The organism is Vibrio sp. Y42_MX_L11 (genome assembly GCF_024181785.1).
GTDB classification, from domain to species: domain Bacteria; phylum Pseudomonadota; class Gammaproteobacteria; order Enterobacterales; family Vibrionaceae; genus Vibrio; species Vibrio diabolicus.
On record NZ_JAMZAP010000014.1, the window covers coordinates 27,624 to 49,079 of the forward strand.

At 41.1% G+C, this 21,456-nt stretch carries 17 protein-coding genes; 3 read left to right on the plus strand and 14 right to left on the minus strand.

Going from position 1 to position 21,456, the window contains the following annotated elements:
* Window positions 1–53: 53 nt before the first annotated feature.
* From NL643_RS14790 to NL643_RS14815, 6 genes are all read right to left on the minus strand, one after another.
* A complete protein-coding gene (locus tag NL643_RS14790; protein WP_253644696.1) occupies window positions 54–4,172 on the minus strand; it encodes a M66 family metalloprotease in 4,119 nt (1,372 codons plus the stop codon).
* Window positions 4,173–4,203: 31 nt separating this feature from the next.
* On the minus strand, window positions 4,204–5,073 hold the full coding sequence (locus NL643_RS14795) for a hypothetical protein (protein ID WP_005393683.1): 870 nt from the start codon (window positions 5,071–5,073) through the stop codon (window positions 4,204–4,206).
* A gap of 1,030 nt (window positions 5,074–6,103) precedes the next feature.
* Complete coding sequence (locus tag NL643_RS14800; protein ID WP_005393681.1) at window positions 6,104–6,337, minus strand: hypothetical protein; 234 nt, start codon at window positions 6,335–6,337, stop codon at window positions 6,104–6,106.
* An 87-nt stretch (window positions 6,338–6,424) separates the two neighbouring features.
* On the minus strand, window positions 6,425–6,979 hold the full coding sequence (locus NL643_RS14805) for a sugar O-acetyltransferase (RefSeq protein ID WP_005393677.1): 555 nt from the start codon (window positions 6,977–6,979) through the stop codon (window positions 6,425–6,427).
* 129 nt (window positions 6,980–7,108) lie between these two features.
* A complete protein-coding gene (locus NL643_RS14810; protein WP_253644697.1) occupies window positions 7,109–7,504 on the minus strand; it encodes an OsmC family protein in 396 nt (131 codons plus the stop codon).
* A gap of 112 nt (window positions 7,505–7,616) precedes the next feature.
* Window positions 7,617–7,775 carry a hypothetical protein gene (locus NL643_RS14815; RefSeq protein WP_253644698.1) on the minus strand — a complete coding sequence of 53 codons (159 nt, stop codon included), beginning with the start codon at window positions 7,773–7,775 and terminating at the stop codon, window positions 7,617–7,619.
* Between the two features lie 441 nt (window positions 7,776–8,216).
* On the opposite strand from NL643_RS14815, the gene NL643_RS14820 reads away from it, so the two are divergent.
* Window positions 8,217–8,621, plus strand: coding sequence for a LexA family transcriptional regulator (locus NL643_RS14820; RefSeq protein ID WP_140279595.1), 405 nt, complete (start codon window positions 8,217–8,219; stop codon window positions 8,619–8,621).
* Between the two features lie 2 nt (window positions 8,622–8,623).
* Window positions 8,624–9,883 carry a Y-family DNA polymerase gene (locus NL643_RS14825; protein ID WP_253644699.1) on the plus strand — a complete coding sequence of 420 codons (1,260 nt, stop codon included), beginning with the start codon at window positions 8,624–8,626 and terminating at the stop codon, window positions 9,881–9,883.
* 2 nt (window positions 9,884–9,885) lie between these two features.
* Here NL643_RS14825 and NL643_RS14830 read toward each other — a convergent pair whose 3' ends face one another.
* The 7 genes from NL643_RS14830 to NL643_RS14860 form a co-directional block, all read right to left on the minus strand.
* Window positions 9,886–10,263, minus strand: a complete 378-nt coding sequence (locus NL643_RS14830) for a hypothetical protein (RefSeq protein ID WP_253644700.1) — start codon at window positions 10,261–10,263, stop codon at window positions 9,886–9,888.
* 23 nt (window positions 10,264–10,286) lie between these two features.
* Window positions 10,287–13,517, minus strand: coding sequence for a type I restriction endonuclease subunit R (locus NL643_RS14835; protein WP_253644701.1), 3,231 nt, complete (start codon window positions 13,515–13,517; stop codon window positions 10,287–10,289).
* A complete protein-coding gene (locus NL643_RS14840) occupies window positions 13,517–14,878 on the minus strand; it encodes a restriction endonuclease subunit S (RefSeq protein WP_253644702.1) in 1,362 nt (453 codons plus the stop codon). The genes NL643_RS14835 and NL643_RS14840 overlap by 1 nt, the downstream gene beginning before the upstream one ends.
* Window positions 14,878–16,953: a class I SAM-dependent DNA methyltransferase gene (locus tag NL643_RS14845; RefSeq protein ID WP_253644703.1), complete on the minus strand. Its 2,076-nt coding sequence runs from the start codon at window positions 16,951–16,953 to the stop codon at window positions 14,878–14,880. Before NL643_RS14845 ends, NL643_RS14840 begins: the two co-directional genes overlap by 1 nt.
* Before the next feature lie 225 nt (window positions 16,954–17,178).
* A complete protein-coding gene (locus tag NL643_RS14850; protein ID WP_253644704.1) occupies window positions 17,179–17,586 on the minus strand; it encodes a hypothetical protein in 408 nt (135 codons plus the stop codon).
* Window positions 17,573–18,334 carry a hypothetical protein gene (locus tag NL643_RS14855; RefSeq protein ID WP_025573865.1) on the minus strand — a complete coding sequence of 254 codons (762 nt, stop codon included), beginning with the start codon at window positions 18,332–18,334 and terminating at the stop codon, window positions 17,573–17,575. The genes NL643_RS14850 and NL643_RS14855 overlap by 14 nt, the downstream gene beginning before the upstream one ends.
* A gap of 798 nt (window positions 18,335–19,132) precedes the next feature.
* Window positions 19,133–19,390 carry a helix-turn-helix domain-containing protein gene (locus NL643_RS14860; RefSeq protein ID WP_025573866.1) on the minus strand — a complete coding sequence of 86 codons (258 nt, stop codon included), beginning with the start codon at window positions 19,388–19,390 and terminating at the stop codon, window positions 19,133–19,135.
* Window positions 19,391–19,941: 551 nt separating this feature from the next.
* Between NL643_RS14860 and NL643_RS14865 the strand changes: the two genes are divergently transcribed.
* Entirely contained in the window at window positions 19,942–20,892 is a 951-nt protein-coding gene (locus NL643_RS14865; RefSeq protein WP_253644705.1) for a hypothetical protein, read from the plus strand.
* A gap of 157 nt (window positions 20,893–21,049) precedes the next feature.
* Here NL643_RS14865 and NL643_RS14870 read toward each other — a convergent pair whose 3' ends face one another.
* Entirely contained in the window at window positions 21,050–21,238 is a 189-nt protein-coding gene (locus NL643_RS14870; RefSeq protein ID WP_253644706.1) for a hypothetical protein, read from the minus strand.
* Window positions 21,239–21,456 lie beyond the last annotated feature (218 nt).

The following is a 21,456-nucleotide window of genomic DNA, read 5'->3' on the forward strand; positions in this document are numbered from 1 at the left end:
ACTAAAAAGGCCTGCATTGCTGCAGGCCTTTGTATGAGTGAATTAAGAGTTATTTACTGGAAACTCACTGCAGTTGGTAGGCGATCAAGCATCTTGTAGTAATCACCAGCCACAGCGCCGATATCACCACGCAAATACGCTTGAATCATATTGAGATCTTTCAGCCAAAGTTCTTTGTCAGCATCTGAAGACGCCATGTACCCTGCGTACACATTGTCGACCGCGAACATCATGTCTTCGGCGTGATCGTTGTAAATCAAAAGCATCGCATCAGTGTAAGCTTCGAACGCTTTCAGCTCATCATGCGCTTTACCACCTTTGTAGCTCAATGTGCCCGAAGTTGCATCGATGACCAAATCACCCGAAGTCACATTCGCTGTCGTAAAGTTGATGAAAGACTGGCTGAACGACAGCACACCTGCCGCGATATCCGCATCAATGGTTCGCTTCATTGCGTTGACCATTGGCGCATCCAGCAGCAATACAGGATCGTGGAACGCTGGGACAATCGCTGTTCGGAATGGCCCCCAAGCGCTATCGATGCTCTCTGCGACCTTGTTTAGTGTTGCAGGCTCATAGCTATCTAGGTACGTTTTTAGATCGTAACCTTTGGACGTCACCAGTTGATTTGCGTAGTCGTAAGCCAGCTTGTTTGCTTTTGTTGCCACAAACTTCTCGCCGTCGATAACAAACTCAACCTTGTCACCCGCGATGATACCGTAACGGTCTTGCTGCTTCGTAAACGTATCAAACTGAGATTGACCACGAGTCTTCACTGTATAATCGTAAGACTTCATTTGGTTCACACCCATTCTCAAGATGACATCGCCAACACGTCCGCGACCTTCTGCACCAATATCAAGGAATCTTGCAATACCACGAGGCATTGGTGGTAGGGACTCCATTTGCTCAGTGATGTGTAGGTTCACGGTAACACCTTTTAGGTTGGTGTATTCCTTACCGTCTTTACCCACCAATTTAACTGGCGTATTTAACGCGTCATTTGCCACGATGTTGCCCATGATGTCTTCGTATTCAGCTTGCACCCCAGGGATATCAAGCAGCGATGCAAAGCTCACCTCATCAGTAAAACGGTTCGAGAATCGACGTGCTAAGAAATAGCTCGCAAGCGCTTTGTCTGGCCAGTTACCCAACACAGACACCGCATTTGACCAAGGGTAATCCGGGTCAAAGCTACCAATTGAGTTTAGGAAGCGTCCATTCGCAGTTTCCGCAACAGCTATATAGCCCTCATCTGAATCTTCGATAAAGCGTGCTGCCAAATCATCAAAACAGCTGGCTGTTGAAAGATCGTAATCAGCCGGAATTTGGTGTGAGTTATTGTCTAACAGTTGACCAAAAGAAATCACTTTTTGGTTGCCTGCCGCATTTTCTATCACACATTGATGCTCTGGTGTGCGCAAGATATCAAGGAAGAACGCCGCGGATTTTTTCGCCCCATTCGCGTAATCACAGAACCATGAGTTATCGGCTTTGCCTTCGCTACAGTATTGAGGGTTTGAAGCAAGGCGCAATAAGAAATCACCCGGCTTATCCGTTGACGAAGTGTAACCCAGATTGGTGTACAGGTTATCGATGCGCTCAAGATCTTCCATCTTGTCACGGATAGCGCTCATTTCCATGTAACGACGCACTAAGTAACCTGGATAATCGGACGAGAATAATCCCGTCGTCCCATATAACTCCAAGTTGCGTCGATCATAGCTATCGAGATAGTTCTGCCACTCGTAAGAAACAATTTCTTCTAGGTTTGTACCTTCGTCAAAACGGTTACAGTCGCTGTTTAGAGAAACGTTCCCATCGGTACAGAAATCGTAAGACTTACGCTCAATTTCATTCACTTTATCTAGGTAGTAAAGTGCGCCATAACGAGTTTTCGCATTCAGTTCAGGATCATCAGACAACGCGGCGGTATCGAATCGGCTGAAATCACAGTTGTAGAGTGATTTGCCTTTCTCGTCCCCCGTTAGCGCCTTCACTTCAGAACACACCATCAGCGATGTGTTGTCTGGATTGTTGCCAAACTTGTATGCAAAGCTTTGTTGGTAGGCTTGCTGATCAGCGAGGTAACGAGTGTATGCTGCTTTGTCTTCATCGCTCGCACTGTCTGCCGGTTTCGCAACAGGTGCAGGAGCTGAACCTGAAGAATCTTGAATCGTCTCGACTTTACGACCATAACCAAACTTAAAGGCCGCAATGTCGTACAGACCCCAAGTTGGCGTTTCATCCAACATGCTTGGCGCGTAGTCCATCGTCGAACTGTAAGCAGGAATGTTGTTCAAACCAAGTTGATGCGCTTGCTCTAGCGTGTAGTAGTTCGCTTTGTCATTTGAGCCTTTAAAGTTATGGCGCAGACCCATGTTGTGGCCAAGCTCGTGAACGAGCGTATTGCTGTAAGTCGCAACCGTAATCGCATCTGCGGCTTTCACTTGCAACTCTTTTGGCAGGTATTTCCAGCGCTTAAGCTGACGTGATACTTCGTTACCTGCGTCATCGAGTTTGATCTCAAAGTAACGCTCGTCGTCCAACTTCAAGTTGTCCAACATGGCCTTGTTAGTTGAAGAAACCCACGACGCTTCAATTGGATAAACGTTGTTCTCTGCCCAGAAAGACAAACGGTTCTCTTCAGCTTCAACCACCTTTTCAAACTCCATATCATCATTGAAGTTTTTCATTAGCTGAGTTGGGCTCTTTGTCGCCGCCTTGCCAGAAACGATGTCTTCTTTTGATACGAAAGGCGCATAAATGTTTTCATCCGATTTCAGGCTCGCTATTGCTGCCATTGTCGAGAGGGCTTCAACTCTATCCTCGACCTCTGTTTTCACCGTTTCACTATTAGTCGGCAGTGGATCCAATCCATCTAAGTCCAGCTGATTACGATTGTAGAATCGCGCCAAGTTATCCCAGTAGAAAGGTACCCCCGTTCTTGCAACGCCTGCGTACTGGTTCACGTGACCTTTGATAATTTCCCCTGTCATCGGGTTAGAAACCGATGGGCCGTAGCCAAGCAGACCGTTCGCTAGAGGCTCGTCAATCAGGTTAATCACGTTGTAACGCAGATCTCCTGGGTGAATACCAGCCTCTTTGGTTTTGTTCACAATCTCGATTTCGGGCTTGCCTGCATCCGCCCCAAATACATTCAGCGCTTGGTTCATCTTGTCGATCGATTGCAGCGTTGCATCCAAGAACAACTTGTTCTTCTCTTCAAAGAAATTGTCGCTCAAATAATATTTAATAGAGCCTTGATCTGGGTTGAAACGATTGAGGTAAACCACATCACGATCGTATTTATTCGTGACTGGGTTAAGCTTTTTCGTCGACGTGGTGAAGAAACCAATGTCGTTCTCATCACCCACTGGGTACAAGATCGGTTGGTAACCTTCAGTTGCCACTTCACTTTCGTGCACTAACGAGTAGTAGAAACGAGATTTAAACGCGCCATCTACAAGCGCCTCATCCAAGCTCGCTTTCGTTGCAAAGTTGATGTAGTCGGAAATATTATCTAAATCGATACGGAACGTGCGCTCTAGTTCGAAATTGAGAAGACCGTTTTTAGGGTCAAAGTCCCACGAGATCAATCGTGGTGCGCCAATTTCATCAATGCCCTCGGTAATACCATACAGATCTTCCATATTGAATTCTGCAATTTCAAGATCTTCAGGGCGAGGAGTGAAGTGGGTTTTCTTCTTGTAGCTTAGGCTTGCGTCTTCGTTGGTTTCTTCTTTGTTGGTGCAATCACCATGCGCGTCTTCTTGACAGCGATACGCCGCAAAGTCACCCGGAATCGTCAGCACTTGCGCGAAGTTAACGCCGTCGTCGTCTGCGACAAATTTCTCTTCACCGCAGTAATTATTGGCATCTTTGCTTAGATGCGCGTCTGGGTAGTTTTTATCGTAACTGCGAACTTCCAGACCTTCTTTGGTAAAACAAAGCTCAACGTAACGAGGTGAACCTTGCAAGAATGGGAATTGGTTCAGAGCAAAGCGTGGCGCGGCACCAGTCGTCGGAACGTAAAACCAACGACCGTCTTTAAGATCTTTTACTGCGACTTCTTTTGCATCTCTTTCGACATAGTCATACGCCTGATCATCTGCGCCACAGCCTGCAAGTGCGGCCGTTATTGCTGACACCAGAGTCAATTTTTTAAACATTATTTGGATATCCTTAATTGTTGTTATTTTCCTAGAAGGAGTAAGTCACTGTCGCGATGTAAGACGCTTTCTCTTGGTCCAACAAATCGATGTTGCCCAAGGTGCCTCGCTCTGCATCTTGATAGAAACCCGTTGATGACGCCGCGAGTAGCAATGACCAACTTTCATCAAACTCGTATGTGCCGTACAACGCCCCCTCATACTGCCAACTGCTTCTGCGCGTACCTTGATAACTGATGCTGTTACCACCTAACGCCGTGATCCCCACTGCGAACGATTCCCACGACTTTTCCGCAACAGCAAACAATGAGTAAGTCCACTCAGTCAGCGAGCGTCCCCCCATGGTTTTGTATTCGTGGAAATTTTTTCTCAGTCTTGGCGAAACCGAAAAATCGACGCTCCAAGCTGAAAAAGAGATCGGCACATCTAAACGAACCGCGGTGTGCAGTTCATCTTTACGAGATGTTTCTGAAGTTGGAATGGTGAGCTGACCCGCAACGCCGATTTTCCCTGTATCTCCAAAGCGATATAGGTTCGTGTATTGCAAGCCCAACACCGAATCTGTCGCGTAGGTGCCGACTTCATCTTCTAGGGCACGATAGCCACCCGTAGAAAAATAGGCTTTTGTGTCGCTCGAAAAGGAATAAACGAGATCGCCTCCCCACGAGAAATTGCGGACAGAACGGTAGTCGTCTTTATCGTAAATGTTTGTATCGTAAGATAGGTAAACGGCCCCACTAAACTTACAAACAATACAGGACGCATCTCCTTCATTTTGTGTAGATTCAGGCGTGCTAGTGCTATCAATTACACTCGTTTCCACCGCGAATGATGGCGCTGAAAACAGCGTACCCAACAACATTGCAAGCGGCGTCATCATCCACTTTGTTGTGTGCTGCATGTTTTGAAACTTCCATGAGAATTAAGTTTATTAGAATAAACTTAAAGACAAACAGATTATTGGGATGAAATTCCATAAAAATTCAGATAATCAACCCCAATAAACCTATCAACCATAAAATTACTCTTATGGTTAAATCCTTATTTAATTTTTTAATACTATTTATCTGAGTATTGTCGCGTTCTACTTTGCTTAAAAACGTACTTTAAAATGACTTTTTATAAATAAAACCACTCACCACAACATTAAAGAAGCAGCAAAGCAACGCCATTAAAATAAAAGTTAAAAGACAATTATTATCAACAACTTAAAATCAACAAAAACAGTTAAAATGAATGAGTGAAAATGTAAAAGTTAAAATACAAAAAAATATAAGAACATCATTCCGTTTAATTTTAGTCGTTATTGTATTGAGAAAGTTTAATTTTCAATTTCTAAAATTGGTAGGATACACATAAGAGAAATCATCAAAACCATCCGTTGTTAATAATGAATTTCGCATTTAAAACAAAAGATAGAAACAAGATCAAATTCATGTTTTCTAATATATCTATTCAACCCTTCACAAGTTTGAATAGAAAATCAAACTTTCAGTCAATCTAAAACCAACAAAGCATTCACCAAGTGAATATTCAAAGGATAAGTCAAAACTAAATAGCACATACGGTCAGCATATTTGTGAATTACTATTCATTAAATGTTTTTTTATAAATTAAACATTAATGTGACCAATTTCACAAAACCGCACTCTATATAACATAAAGCAAACGAAATTTAAGTGTTTACGGACCCAAAACGTGTCGATAGAACAGAGGTTAAACATCGAGCTGAAACACGTATTTCCCACCAAATTTATTATACATAGCAGTGATTTACCTGTATCCAAGCGGTTAAAATGTGTACTGGTGTGACTCATTTTTGAGAAAGGAACATAAGAAGAGCAAAAGCACTAAAAGAGGATAATGCGATTTGAATAACCAGTGCTTCAAACCGCACTTATGAACTTATGCAGAGAAAGAAAGACTATCAGTTACTGTTGAATGGTTTTATGACCACAGTTTTCGCAGATCAAGTGACGTTCAAATTCATCCATAGAAGCAAGGAAGGCGCCGAACACTACACTTTTGAGAAATCCAGCGATGAACTCTTTCTTGTTGCGATTTTTATCGCCTTCAAAGCCACTTTTCTTTCTGACTAACACCACTACATGATGCGTTTCTACCCCACATGTCGGGCACATGAGGACTTCTGTCTTGTTCGACATCTTAGACTCCTTGGCGAATTATCCCTTTCTGATGGCATGATTCTCTTATGCCTGTAAAGCGAGTCATCATACCATCACTATCGATTCTTACTCTTCTTCGTTGAGACGACGAATCAACTTAGCAGGTGTGCCTCCGTATAGACAATCTGGCGGCACATCATGGTTGACGACCGAGTTCGCCGCAATCACCGAGCGAGCACCAATCGTTACACCTTGGTTAATGACGGAGTTACCACCAATCCACACATCATCTTCAATCGTGATAGGTTTACAAAACGTCTCCCAACGTCGGCGACTTCGGTAATCAACAGAATGAGAAGCCGTATACAATTGCACGCTTGGACCGATTAGCACGTGGTTCCCGATGGTAATTTTAGCGCCATCAAGCATGACCACATTCATGTTGATAAAGGTTTCTTCGCCGATTTCGATGGTTTTACCGAACTCGCAATGGAAAGGTGCTTGAACAATGCAAAGACCCGCTTTGCCAAACAGCTGTTTTTGTAATTCGTCGCGCTGACTTTCGTCGGTATTGTTATTGAGCGCTCTAAGTGCTTGAAGAGCATGACTTCTAATTGCGTCAATTTCTTTGTCCATGCCATCAAAGATTTGACCAGACATCATTTTTTCGAGTTCTGTCACTGGGAGACTCCTAAAACCTGCAATTACTACTTTCAGATTAATCACACGGTACGTGAATTGCGGAATAAAAAAAGAGAAAAGCCTGCACTTTTCTCTTTCCTGTTTTTATATTTTGTGGAGTCTGTCGACTTACACGATTTCCCAGCTGTGGGTCATCTCAACACCTTCACCTAGCATTAAGCAAACCGAGCAGTATTTTTCTAGCGAGTCAGCCGCCACTTTTGCTACGACTTCTGGGTCAAGCTCGTCACCTGACACTTCAAAGTGGATATTCACTTGCGTAAAGATACGTGGTGCGGTTTCACGACGCTCTGTGGTTAGCTTGGCATTAACAGACAAGACCTTTTGTCCTGCCGTTTTCAAACCGTCGACAACATCGACAGAGCTACAGCCACCAGCGGCCATTAGTACCATTTCCATTGGTGAAACAATTGTACTGTCACCAGCACCAAACGTAATTTCTTGTTTTTTATCAGTTTTACCAACAAACTTTAAATCTTCAACCCATTTAACTTCTGCTTTCATAACTCACAAATCCTACTAATAAATCTAAGTGCCTTAATTATATCTTTAGACGGTACATAAGAGAAAGCCACTCCGAAGAGTGGCTTTCAGTGTTCTTGGTTGTAGGAAGACATCAAGCAGCCCTCTTATCAACTGTTTCATCAGCAATAATTTGACTATCTTTCAGTCCTAAATTACGCAGCTCTACATATCTATGGTACTCAATCAGATAACAAATCTTCTTGCCGTTGATTGTCATAAATACTGGAACTTTGTATTGCACCTGACTCATAAGTATTACCTTTTTGTCGTTAAATGGTGCCTCCCAAACGTCCGTCCTTTTGACTTCCTCAATAGTAAAATAGGTTCTAAATCCTTGAACCAGCTTCCTGCTTTCGTTCGTGTTGGTTACATCAAATCAGTAATTCACCACTTAATAAGTGATGCTCCTGTTTTACATGATGATACAACATACTGTTTTAACCCACAGATAAGGGTATTTGCCAACCAAGAACAAAACAATTGTTTCATAAAAGCCTATGTAAATCATCCGGTAAAGAGCTTTTGTGAAAATGATCGGTTTCAACTCTGTTTAATACAACCCCATTTCTACATTCAATCATCCATCAATTGCATGTTATATTGTTTGATATTCACCCAATCAAACCAAACTCCATTGCTCAAAGTAGATTCCTAAATCATAATAACTGTATATACATACAGGTAAGTTTTTATGAAAGTAATCCCTATCCCTGCAAGCGCTGGTATCACTGGCTTTGAAAGCCCTGCTGCTGAGTATAATCAACTTGATTTATCTCTTGATGAGCTACTTGTTGAACGCCCTTCATCTACTTTTCTTGGTTTTGCCAATGGCGATAGCATGACTGGTCTTGGCATTTTTGACGGTGATTTACTCATCGTTGATCGTTTTCCAGTAGCGCAACACAATGATGTGATCGTCGCTAATTTAAACGGTGAGTTTATCTGTAAAGTTTTAGATATGACCAACCGCCAGCTTCTCTCTGCGAACTCTAAATACAGCTCAGTGACGATCACTGAAAACGACCAATTCACAATTGAAGGTATCGTTGTTGGCTCTATACGAATGTTCAGAAAAAGCTATTTGCTGAGTGCTTAACTGTGTTTGCATTGGTTGACGCTAACAGCTTCTATTGCAGCGCTGAACAAGTTTTTAGACCTGATCTGCGTGGTAAACCTATCGTCGTATTGTCTAACAATGATGGTTGTATTGTGGCTGCGAACAGGCAAGCAAAAGAGCTTGGGATTCCTAAGTTTTCCCCTTATTTCAAAGTTCAGTCTGAATGTGAATTGAAAGGCGTAATCGCATTCTCTTCAAACTACGAGCTGTATAGCGATTTGAGTTCAAAGATGATGAACGTCATAGGTCGCTTCGCTCCTGAGCAATTTGTTTACTCAATTGATGAATCATTCTTATCATTTGAAAGAACATCATCAGCTATACCATGTTTGATTGAGCATGGTCAAAAGCTTAGAAAAGCTGTATGGAAGGAGTGTCGTTTACCTGTTTGTGTTGGGTTTGGAACAACGCTGACGCTTGCCAAGTTAGCGAATCATCTTGCAAAGAAAAACCGTGAGTTAAACGGTGTTTGTTTACTTGAAGATAAACACATAATTGAGCAGCATTTAAAGAGTATTGATGTGGGTGATGTGTGGGGTATCGGCAGACGTTTATCTAAGCGTATGCAGTTTATGGGAATCAACACCGCTTATGACTTAATGAAACGTCCTCCTGCACTTATCCGTAAAGATTTTAACGTTGAAGTTGAGCGAACTTGTCGAGAGTTGAATGGTGAAGTTTGCAAAAAGTGGGATTTTGTTAAAGCTGACAAACAACAAATATTTTCAACTCGCTCCGTTGGCGAGCGCATCACTGATCTTGATAGTTTAAGACAGGCATTAGTCAAACACGCTGGTATCGCTTCACGTAAAGCCAGAGAACAACATTCGCAAACAAGAGTGATGATGTGTTTTGCTTCTTCCTCACCCTATGATGATAACCCTGCCAGTTTCAAAATTACGCATCGTTTCGCTTACCCAACATCCGACATAACCCAACTATCAAAAGTCGCTGGTGAGGCTGCTGAACAGCTTTTCAAAGAAGGGGTTAGATACTATAAGATCGGTGTTGGTCTTCTCGATCTTTCTGACAGAAGAAATGAACAATTAGATTTACTGAATGACAAACCAAGCAATGACAAGCTTAACAGTGTCTTTGACTCTCTGAATAAAAAATACGGCACTGATTCCGTTTTCATTGCAGCACAGGGAGTTGAACAAAAATGGTCGATGAAACGGCAGCTTTTATCGAAGCAATACACCACGAAATGGTCAGACTTACCGAAGATTTCTTGTCGATAACGTTATTTAGCCAGCAGTTCATGCTGGTTAAACATTGATTCAATATAGTCTTTAACATTTTGGGTTTCTAATTTTTCAATTTCGTGTGAAATATTATAAGTAATTAATTCCCCAAATTGCTCTTCAGCAAGTTTCCACGCTTCTTCTACAAGCAAGGAAACTTCGTGATAATTATTCGTTATTCCACGCTCTAAACAGCGTAACCTTCTAAAATCAACTTCAAAACCATCTTCATGATTTAAAACTCGCAACTTCAATTCTTTTACAAAAACCTCAAACTCTCTTGATATTAAGACTCCTTTTTTATCAATTAACACAAGTGTATTATCACATGATTGGTTTATTTCAAGCCCAATTGATGAATTATTTAAAAAAGCCACTCAATCGAGTGGCTTTTTTCTATCTACATACCTTGATGAGTATCCCTGCCTAAGCCTTTCATCAGCATATCAAACATAAGACCAGCAAAGTTCTTAGCTACGGCATCATTCGATAAAACCTTCATCGCCATTTGCTCATGTACTCCCATACTGTCAATTACAGCTTCTGTAATCGATTCTGGGAACTGTCCTAACATCGCTTGTTCTTTTGTATTACTTCGCAGTTGATCCATTACTACGCCATTCTCAGAGACTTTACCTGCGATTGTATTTGCATAGTTCAGCATATCGTTCTCAGACAACCCTTCTTCGATAAATAAGTCATTCATTCGCTCGATAATCTCATTGAGAAATTCAGTTTTTGGATCTTTCGGAGTTGCACCAGAGCCTTCTTTTGAAGGTGGTAAATACGGTTGAGATTCTTCACCCACTTTATGACCTAACTTCAAATCCGCTTCACGCTGCTCATGTAAACGGTAATGCGTCATGACTACATCAGACAGATCAATATCATCTTCAATATTTTCTAATCTCAGCAGTGGTGCGAGGTGTTTAGCAAATAGAGACAACTTCTCTAAATCAAAATCACCGAAGTTCACGATTTGAGATACAAACTCATAGAAGCGAGTGAAAGACGTTAGATCCTTCTTGAAGACTTCAAGAATATCTCTCTCTTCTTTGGCGTGTTTCACCGTGTTTTGAGCGTATTTGATTGCCTTGTCATTCCCTTCAATCTTAGCTTTTGATAGATCAGATTTAGCCGATTCTAAAACGGCTGTGGCTTCTTTATAACGAACTTTGAATCTATCAAGTGGGATTTTTATGATGTTTGAAAGCTTGTCTTGTTTCGCTCTTTTATTGTTGTATGCTTCAACAAACGCTTCAACCTCAAACCATTGGTAAATACCTACCTTGTTAAGCTTGTTCATCAAGTCATAAACAATGTTGGGATCGGTTACGCCAGCCAATTCAGCCGTTTGATAGTAAACTTTGAACTCATCCAAAATATCTTTTGGTTCATTAACAAAGTCCAACACAAAGGTTTGATTCTTACCCTTACAAGTGCGGTTTAAGCGAGATAAAGTCTGAATACACTCAACACCTTTCAATGGTTTATCGACATACATGGCACACAATTTAGGTTGGTCAAAACCCGTCTGGAACTTGTTCGCAACCAACATCACCTGATAATCAGACGTATCAAACGCTTTACGCATATCCCGACCACGAAGATTAGGGTTCATGTTGTTTTCAGTGTATGAACTATCTGCAATATCTGGATCATTCACTTCACCAGAGAACGCCACCATTGCATTGACATTGTTATAGCCTTTCTCAGCAACATACTTCTCAAAAGCTATTTTGTATCGCACTGCTTCTAATCTGCTTGAAGTAACCACCATCGCTTTTGCATCACCGTTAAGTAGGTGCTTAACCTTGCTATTAAAGTGCTCAATAATCACTTCCACTTTTTGAGCGATGTTGTAAGGGTGAAGCCTGACCCATTTAGCCAGTTTTGATGATGCTTTTTTACTATCAACTTCATCATTGGTTGGGTTTTCGTGAGCCAACTGATAAGCGACTTTATAACTGGTGTAGTTTTGAAGAACGTCTAAAATAAATCCTTCTTCAATCGCTTGGCGCATTGAGTAAACGTGGAATGCTTCTGGCTTATTTGTGTCGCTCATCTGCTCTTCTTGATCAGGACAACGACCAAAAATCTCTAACGTTTTTGCTTTTGGAGTCGCAGTAAAAGCAAAGTAGCTCAGTTTATTAGAGCCTTTACGAGCTTCTAACGAAAGAGCCAGTATATCTTCACTGTCTAACTCTTGACCGTCTTCAATCTCTTCTGCCATTAACACTTCACGCATCTTTCGAGCGTTCGTGGTTGCTTGTCCTGAGTGAGCTTCATCAGCCACAATTGCATAACTACGACCAGCCAAAGTAGCATCTTCACGAATCGCCTCTAAAACGTGTGGGAACGTCTGAATCGTTACGATGATGATAGAGGTACTTGCTTTTAACTCTGCTGCTAATTGGCTTGATTTGGAGCCTGTCGCTTCTTCACGGTTGATTCGAGCAATCATACCTTCGTGATGGTCAAACTGATAAATTGTGTCTTGAAGCTGACTGTCTAACACCGTTCTATCGGTTACGACAATGACAGAGTCAAAGACCTTAGACCCTTCTTTTTTACCCAAATCAGGGTGAGCGGTAGCGTAATGCTTTGAAGCAAGTTGGTGCGATAACCAAGCGATAGAGTTTGACTTACCAGAGCCAGCACTATGCTGGACTAAGTATTTATGTCCTGTCCCTTCAATATCAACCGCAGTTAGTAGCTTTGATACTACTGACCATTGGTGATAACGAGGGAAAATCATCGTTTCTTTTTTCGATATTGCTCCATCTACATCTTCAACATCTTTTTGTTCAAGGTGAATATATCGAGCTAAGATATTCAATAGATTGTCTTTCTGGAAAATCTCATTCCAGAGGTATGAAGTAGCATAGCTATCTTCATCAACCACATCATTACCAGCACCACCATCAGAAGTACCTTGATCGAATGGTAAGAAGAACGTGCTTTTACCTTTCAATTCTGTGGTCATTGCAACGTTATACTGACTAACAGCGAAGTGAACCAACGCACCACGTTTAAAGGTTAATAGCGGTTCAGCTTTCTTTGTTGCTGGGTCTTTTGGCTGTCTGTCCTTCATGTACTGGATTTTGGCATTCTCAATAGATTGCTTAAACTCAGATTTAAGTTCACAAGTAGCAACAGGAATACCATTAACAAACAGCGTTAGGTCGATACGACCATCATAACCGTTTGGGGAGTAAATCAGCTCAGGAACAACACGGAAGATGTTTTTCTGATATTGGTCATTCGCTTCTGGGTTCAGATCGTGATCGGGTTTAAACGCACAAAAGTTCAGTTTTGCACCACGATCTCTAACTTGGTTACGCAATACCCACAGCGTGCCGTAATCTTTATCTTTTAAATGCCTTTCAAGAGCTTTTAACAAGGCATTTTTAGTCGCATCAGGGTTTCTCTCATTACTTGGGTATTGTTGAGATAATTTTTCCCATTGCTCAGGTTGAGACTGTTTAATGAATGTCTCAACATCTTCTGGGTAAAGTGCCAATTCACGATTGTATTTACTCGATTGACCTAATAGCCAGCCATTTGACTGCATTTGGTCAAGAATATCGTTTTGAAATTGAAGCTCTCTTGTAGTTTTTTCTTGACCCATCAAGCTTCTCCTTGCCAATCACGCACATCTATCTTGCCTGTTACTGCTGCTGAGATAAGAGCTGTCTTACGCTCAATCAATAGTTTTTTAGATTTTTCAACATCTGATATTAACTGTTCGAATTTTTTCCTTTGTGAAAGAACATATGCGCAAATCTCATCTTGCTCTTCTATTGGTGGTGTCACAAACGGTGTGTTTTGCAAAATTGGAACACTTATGTTCTGTTGTGCGCTTCCCCAACCTTGCAGTTTGAAATATGCTTTTCCTAAATGTGAGTTTAGGAAGTTAGCTAAAAAATATGAACGGTTATTATCATTCGGAGTTGCTACGAGATTTGTAAAACACTGACTTCTATCTAAGCAACTTGGTACAACAGCACTAACACCAGGGTAGCCAGTTCTAACGGTAACAACGTCATTTGTATGCAGTGACTTTGAGCAATTTGAGTCAGCAAATTCTTCTTTTAGATATAGAAACTCCCCAGATAGTTCGCAGTTATCTTTAATATTCGTAGAGCGAATTAAAGGTACGCCGCTATCACTATAAGCATGAGTAGCTGCTTCGGCTATACCCACGATAATACGTTTTGTATTAAACTTATATCTACCAACTGCCCAATGCTCAGGCACTTCCCCCAACCATTCCACACCAGAATCCTTCATCGGTGCATCTGGATTCAAGCCTTTGGTTACAGCGTGAGAAATGACCGCTTGACGCTTCTCTTTCAAAAGCTCAATCAGCTTTTCTTGTTTTGTGATTAAGGTGTCGATCTTGGCGGTTTCGTGATCGAGGAAGTTGGCGATTTTTTGTTGTTCTTCATATTCTGGTAGCCACACATTAGCGTTTTTCAGTATCGCTTGTGTAATACTAAATACTTTCACCCCTTTTACAGCATCTCTGATTTGTGTTCTAAACTCATTTGAATCAAACAGGTATGCAATGAAACGATAGTAGTTGCTTATGTCAGGTCGAACTACAATCGTGTGATAACCAGCCAAAAGTGTTTCATCACAAACGAGCTGAGTAAAATTACCTGAACCTTCTATATCTTCTGATGTATCAGCAAAAACAAAATCACCTTTTGATAGCAACGCAAAAGCCGATGTTTCAAGATATGCAGGATTTACGCATTTCAGAGAGTGTTTATTCGGGTCTACTTCAAAACCATATTTAGAATGAACCTCTCCATAGCTAACGCATGGAATCCCTTCATCTTCAAGGTTTGCTTTTGTTATGCTTAAACCTCGACCAAATGTAGAGATATAATTAACTTTACTAACAGTCCAATGTGATGGAATCTTAGGAGCAAACTTAACACCTGAATCTTTATATTCAGAATAAGCTTTATAACGACCTGTCATTATGAATGCACCTCTTGAAGAAGTTGCATAATCTCAGCCGATACCGCATCAAGATCAGCATCAATCGCTTCTAACGCTCTTGGTGGTTCATACACATAAAAATGACGGTTGAACGGAATTTCATAACCTACAATACCAACTTGACCATCAAGCTCATCTGTCTTGCTTTCATCAATCCACGCATCAGGAACGTGTGGAAGAACTTCACGAGCAAAGTATTCTTCAACCGTTTCTTTTAGAGGGACATTCTCATTATCACGCAGATCAGGGTTCGCTTCTGGCTTGCCTTTATCTTTACCTGATTTAACGATACAAGTTTCAGCTTCATCATCGTGTTCGCCTAAATGCTTCACCACAAGCTTCTGTTGTGCTGCACTTAGTTTTACACCAGATAGGTTAGCGACAAATTGCTTCAAGAACGTATCACAAGATAAGATCTTCTCTTCTGCAAACTTACCTAATGCGCTGATAATCGCTACTTGTAGCTCTTCACTCAACTTCGACCAAGCCTTATCAGCTTGTAGCGCATCAATACGCTCTTGGTCTTGTAGGAAAATAGCCAGTTTAAGAGGACGTTCAACCGTGATTCTACGGTAGCCAAAATCTGAATAATCAAAGATTTTGCTGAAACTGTTTTCTGCAAACTCACCGTAAGTTTTAACAATGGTGTTAATACCATCTTCGGTTAGCTCTCTACGCTTACTGCCTAATGATTTACGCATTGCGTCATAAAACACATCTTCAACTTGGTCTGTTGATTCAGTGCCACCGCTACGACCACGACCGCCATTTTTAGGACGTTCTTTTGAAGCATTAATTAGCTGAACTTTTCCTTTACGCTTAGAGTCTTTGTTGTTCGATAAGATCCAAACATAAGTTGCAATACCAGTGTTGTAGAACATATCGGTTGGTAGAGATACGATTGCTTCAAGCAGATCATTTTCAAGAATGTAGCGTCTAATTTCACTTTCACCAGAGCCAGCACCACCTGTAAATAGAGGCGAACCGTTCAATATAATACCGATTCGTGAAGCACTACCATTCGCTTTATCTTCAACTGATAGAGGACGCATTTTGCTGATTAAGTGCATTAGGAACAGTAAAGAGCCGTCTGATACTCTTGGTAGACCAGCACCGAAACGACCTTCAAAACCTTTGTCGTTATGCTCATCTACGATGCTTTTCTGAATCTTCTTCCAATCCACACCGAATGGAGGGTTAGACAGCATATAGTCAAACTTGTCTGTTCTTAGTTGGTCATTAGACAAGGTATTACCAAGCTTAATGTTATCGACTTTCTGACCTTTAATTAGCATATCCGCTTTACAGATTGCGTATGACTCAGGGTTAAGCTCTTGACCAAATGCAGAAAGCGCAGCACGTTCATTCAATTCGTGAACATACTCCATACCAGAGGAAAGGAAACCACCAGTACCAGCCGTTGGATCGTAAATAGAACGAACTAAGCCAGATTGAGTAAGAACATCATCATCGTGGCAGAAGACCAGTGATGTGGTTAGACGGACTAAATCCCTTGGTGTAAAGTGCTCACCAGCCGAATCATTTGAAGATTCCGCAAAGCGTCTGATCAACTCTTCAAATACTAAACCCATACCGTGATTGCTGATGGTATTAGGGTGAAGATCGGTTTGAGCAAAGCGTTTAGCGACTTTGTATAGTAGATTTGCCTCTTCCAGCTTATCGATGGTATTGAAAAAATCGAAGTGCTCAAAAATCTCACGAGCATTAGGACTGAAAGACTGAATATAGTTTTCAAGGTTGCCTGATACGTTAGTTTCACCAAGCGTATTCAGATCCATCTTTGAAGTGTTGTAGAAGCTAAACTTGGCAGTATGAGTCAGAACTTTGTCTTGTGCTTCAAACGGCATAGCTTTAACAGATTCGAACTTGGCAAGAACCTGTTCTTTTGACTCTTCTAACACACACTCCAAGCGTCTTAATAGTGTGAAAGGAAGAATGATTCGCCCATATTGAGATTGACGAAAATCGCCACGTAGGAGGTCAGCCACTGACCATAAGAATGCTGCTGTTGAAGAGAAATTATTGTTAGTCATTTTAATCAGCTCGATTCATAAAAAATTAGAGCGATAATATCATGTTTTTCTGTAAGTAAGTCAGACCGTTATCACCCAACTGGTAGAATGTCCATTTTCGCAATACCCCGCAAAAATCCCGCAACCACTTTCCCTAAAACGCAAAAAAGCCCTTTGTAGGGCAATTTTTTGAGATAGGAGCACAATACTACCTATATTGTTGCAAATTAGCCCCTTAAGTCGGACCTAATGACGGTGTAATTTTAGTCGAGAGAGTTGAGCGCTAATGTAGTCGTTTCGTAGTTGCTGCGCTGTTCGATACCGACTGTCAGATCCGATGGAGACGGTGCGGATCTTTAATTGATTGATCACGTACTCTGTGAAAAGTGGTCGACTGGTCAGGCGCTTTTCTATCTCAGCAAAGAAGCTCTGGCTATCGGCAACGATGAGTCTTTCATAAGCCAGCAGTTGATAAAGACACTGTTCGATAGGCTGATTCTGATTAGCTGTAACGTGTGTTTCAACGCCAGGTAAACCAACAACTTCAATTGACCAATGTCCCTGATACACACGTAGCGACACGCATACCACGCAAGGATGTGATCGTTGCCACTGCGCTAAAGATTCTTCATAGGAACAATTAGAACTGACCATAATACTCCTCAACGTCATACAAAGGAGTGAAGTTATGCTCTTGTTCAGCATTAAGCTGTGAAAGTTGAACAGCGTAATCCTCTTCTATAGCTTGTTTTTTGATTGGTTTCACCAGAACAAAGCAATAGCTTTGATAGATATAGCCATGAGATTTTGATGCTCGCTTGATGCTTCTTACGGCATTTTTACGGTCTTTTTCTGTCTCACTGGCATATCCGAATAAGTCAAAAAGAAACGTTCGTTTAAGCTTTACTTGCTGACCATAATAGCTTTTGAAATTGCTCATCATCCAACCAATGATTGAACGGTGCGGTTTCATTTCATCTATGTCTATGAAGTAGCTTTGATTTGTTTTATCGCCATGATGGTTATCAATCTTGATAACTTTTCTTGAACTAAATGGAGCAGTATCAACAGAGTAAGTGATGTAAAAATTATCAATAGAATCAATCTGAATTAAAGGATGTTTTAGCTCGTACAGTATCTCCAACATAGGCTTTCTGCTGGATTGAAAATAACTGCATAATTCCGACAGAGAGATACGACAAGTCACAATCTCATTGCTTTGGTTATAGTAGTTGATTAGTTGATTGTGATGCAGCAGATAATACGCCACTTTTAGCGCTTTAAAGCTCAAACCTGATGGTAAAAGCAGACGTTGATACTCGTTGAAATGAGTATGAATGAACTGACGTTCTACGATTAGAACCTTATGTTTTGGGTTGTTTTTCGTGGTTTTAACAGACATTAGCTTCTCCTTTGATGTTTGTCGTTAAAGAGCAAAAACCAAAGCATAAAAGCCTATCCCAGCGTGTTTGAGTGCGGTGATGGAAGTGATTTAGCGTTAGTTTATTCTGTAAATTATCTCAATTTGATTTTTATCTCTCCTTACGTTGTTACATATCAAAAAGATTTGTCAAGACCGTTTATCAAAATAATTTACAAATTGCCCACCCTATGCCGTTCGTCAATTCGAAAAGGACCAAAAACGAACAAGTTGGTGAACTGTCCATTCGACCTTGGTAAACCGTCTACGTTTTTCTGGTGAAACGTCCGAGAATCCTGACAAAGTGCCCACCTCTTTTAATATCTTTAATAATCTTTAATAAAAGATCTTTTTTAATATAAAGTCGCTGACCAGCCAGCCGACTTGCACGCTCTTAAAAAAACAACGATTTTCTTTCTTCTCTGGTCTTAAAGCACAGTGCAAGAGTTGACCGTTCATTACAATCCAAAGTCTGCGAACAAGTTCGCCATCTCTGGTAAAGCCAAAACAAGAATTGCAAATAGATACACGACAACGAAGCCTGACAAACTCAGAACTTGCCCCAAAGGGGCGGATTTGCTCTGGAGATTAGAGCGATTGACCAGATTTGAGGAAAATAAGCGTAGTCCACGCCTAAAGAACTACGAAAGTGTCTCTCAACCATCGTTAATTTTGGTTTTTAGCCCGTCTCTCTGGTTTGGTAAGCCAATACACCTTTAAATCGAGATCGTGGCAATACAGGCTAATTTTGAGCGATAGGAATTAAGAAATCGAAAAGTGTCAGTCAATCCAAAGCTTACGCCCACGAATAGCGTTTATCTTTGAGCGATAAGTGCCACGGTTCATCCCCAATAGTCTTGATGCTTTCGCTTGATTACCACGAGTGTGAATAAGCGTCTGTTCTACTACCTCATCACTAACCATTTGCATCACCCAAGACATATCGGGCGTTGCATGTCGATCTTGGCGTGTTGGTTCAAGCTCAGCTTTAACGGACGCAATAATCAATTTCTTATCAAAAATGGTAGGGGTAGACACAATAACTCTCTGGTTGGTAAAAAGGGGCACGGATTATGATAGATCGAACCTCCATTGTCCAACGGTCTGCCTAAGATAAATCAACAAAAAAACACCTGGACTATCCACCTGTTACACTGGTGAGCTGGTAAAACTCCCTACCCCCTAAAAAGGGCGTATCCAAAACCGCTAAAATCACAAAACATTCAAACCAAAAGATCAAAAGCTATTGCAAGACAAGGGTTTATACTCCCACCACTGCGTGGGTGTATCGTATGAAACCTAATCAACGGTCACCGTTGACTTCTTACCAGTCGTTTAATGAAGTGCTATTGCAATATCTGAAAAGTGCGATACAACATAGAGATAAGCACAGGAAAAGGAGACGCTATGACGACACAAATCAAACACACAAATACACTGTTAAACCGTTCTATCAGACACTCAAACCCAGAAATTATTCTTCTCTCAATAGCCCCGAAGTGGACAAATAACCCCATCACTTTCACGCCCCACTCAAAAGAATCGTTATCAAAACTGATAACTTTTAAAAACTCGATTGGGGAGAATTAATGAGCAATAAATTCTTTCACTATTCAACGAATCAGGAGGTCGAACAATACCTGTCAGAATTGACGCAACAATGCGGATTTAAGCACAAAACCCAGCTAATCAATGCAATATTCAATGGCGAAGTGTTAACGATTCAGAGCGATGATTTAACGCTTCACAACAACCAATCAGCGCTGTTTAAACGAAACGCACAGCAATTGCTGGATTTAGATACACTGTTACGAGTACACCTGCCTGATACAAATCCTATTGATTTTGACATAAGCCAGTATCAGAGCATTGAAGATAAAATTGCAGCAGCAGAACAACTCACCATTAAGAACCGCCAGTTTTTACCTACGTATCTGCATATTTTGCAAGTGCTGCTACTGGTGTTTGACTTCGAGATAGCACAGCCAAAGATCGAACAATTAGGTGATGATGAAGAGTTTATACAGGAGCATAAGGTGAAGCTAAAGTCATTGGCTCAATCAAGCAGTGCAAAATCGAAAAGACGGATTGCCGTGAGCAATCAAGTGAGATTTGAAAAGACAATGGCTCAGTTTACAACTAAGCCATTAACCAAAGCGCAAGAGGAAGCGTTATCTGTAATTAACATCGCCAAATTGCAACTAAAAGACATCGCTCTTTCAACACAAGTCAAAACAGCTTTACTACAAGATTTTGACCGAGCGAAGCAAAGGTTAACCGCTACTCAAAAGCCACTTTCTCAACTTAACAAGCTACTATTACTGTTAGGCAAAGCCAAGTTTCAGCGACTGACCATCACTGAGCAGAACAAGCAAACCATTGAAGTAATGACAAAAGGACTGAATGAATTAAACCAGCACATCAAAGCATGTCATCAAGCTCAAATTAATACTGCCTTAACCGTTAAGCAGAAGATGGTTGAGATTGTAGAGCTGGAGATACAGTTAAAACACTGTGTTGCAAAAACAGAGAAAGAATAAGCACTATACTGCAGGGAAGTAGTGCTCATCAGGCGACTCCCTTCGCATTGATTACGGCTCGTTGAGGCGAGCTACCTAATAACAACTGTAGTTAGCAATTTCGAGTAGATCAAAAAATTAACCAGATATTAAAAGTACAATAACTCAGGAATCGAGCTTAGCAGCCATCTCGGGCACAGTGGTACATTGCACGAAAATCCCCACCACAGTTGTTTTTCAGTAAGAAAGCAGCCAACGTTTCATTTGGGCCATTCATCAACGCTTCCAGCTCTGATAAATCACTACGCTCAATCAGTTCACATGCCCCTTGAACTTCATTGTAGTTCATACACTTCTTATCACACATATCAAGTAACATCCTTTTAACTTAATAACCACAATTTTAATGTAGGACATTTAAGTGGCTAATTTTGATGGTTTGAATAAAAATGTGAAAATACCGTATAGATGCACAGTGTGAATGCTGTTTATTATGACGCTGGTCGCACCAGTATATTAGTTTTACTTTCTAACCGTTCGCTTATCATTCTGTCTTGGGACAACGAGAGCGGTACGCTGGCTGCC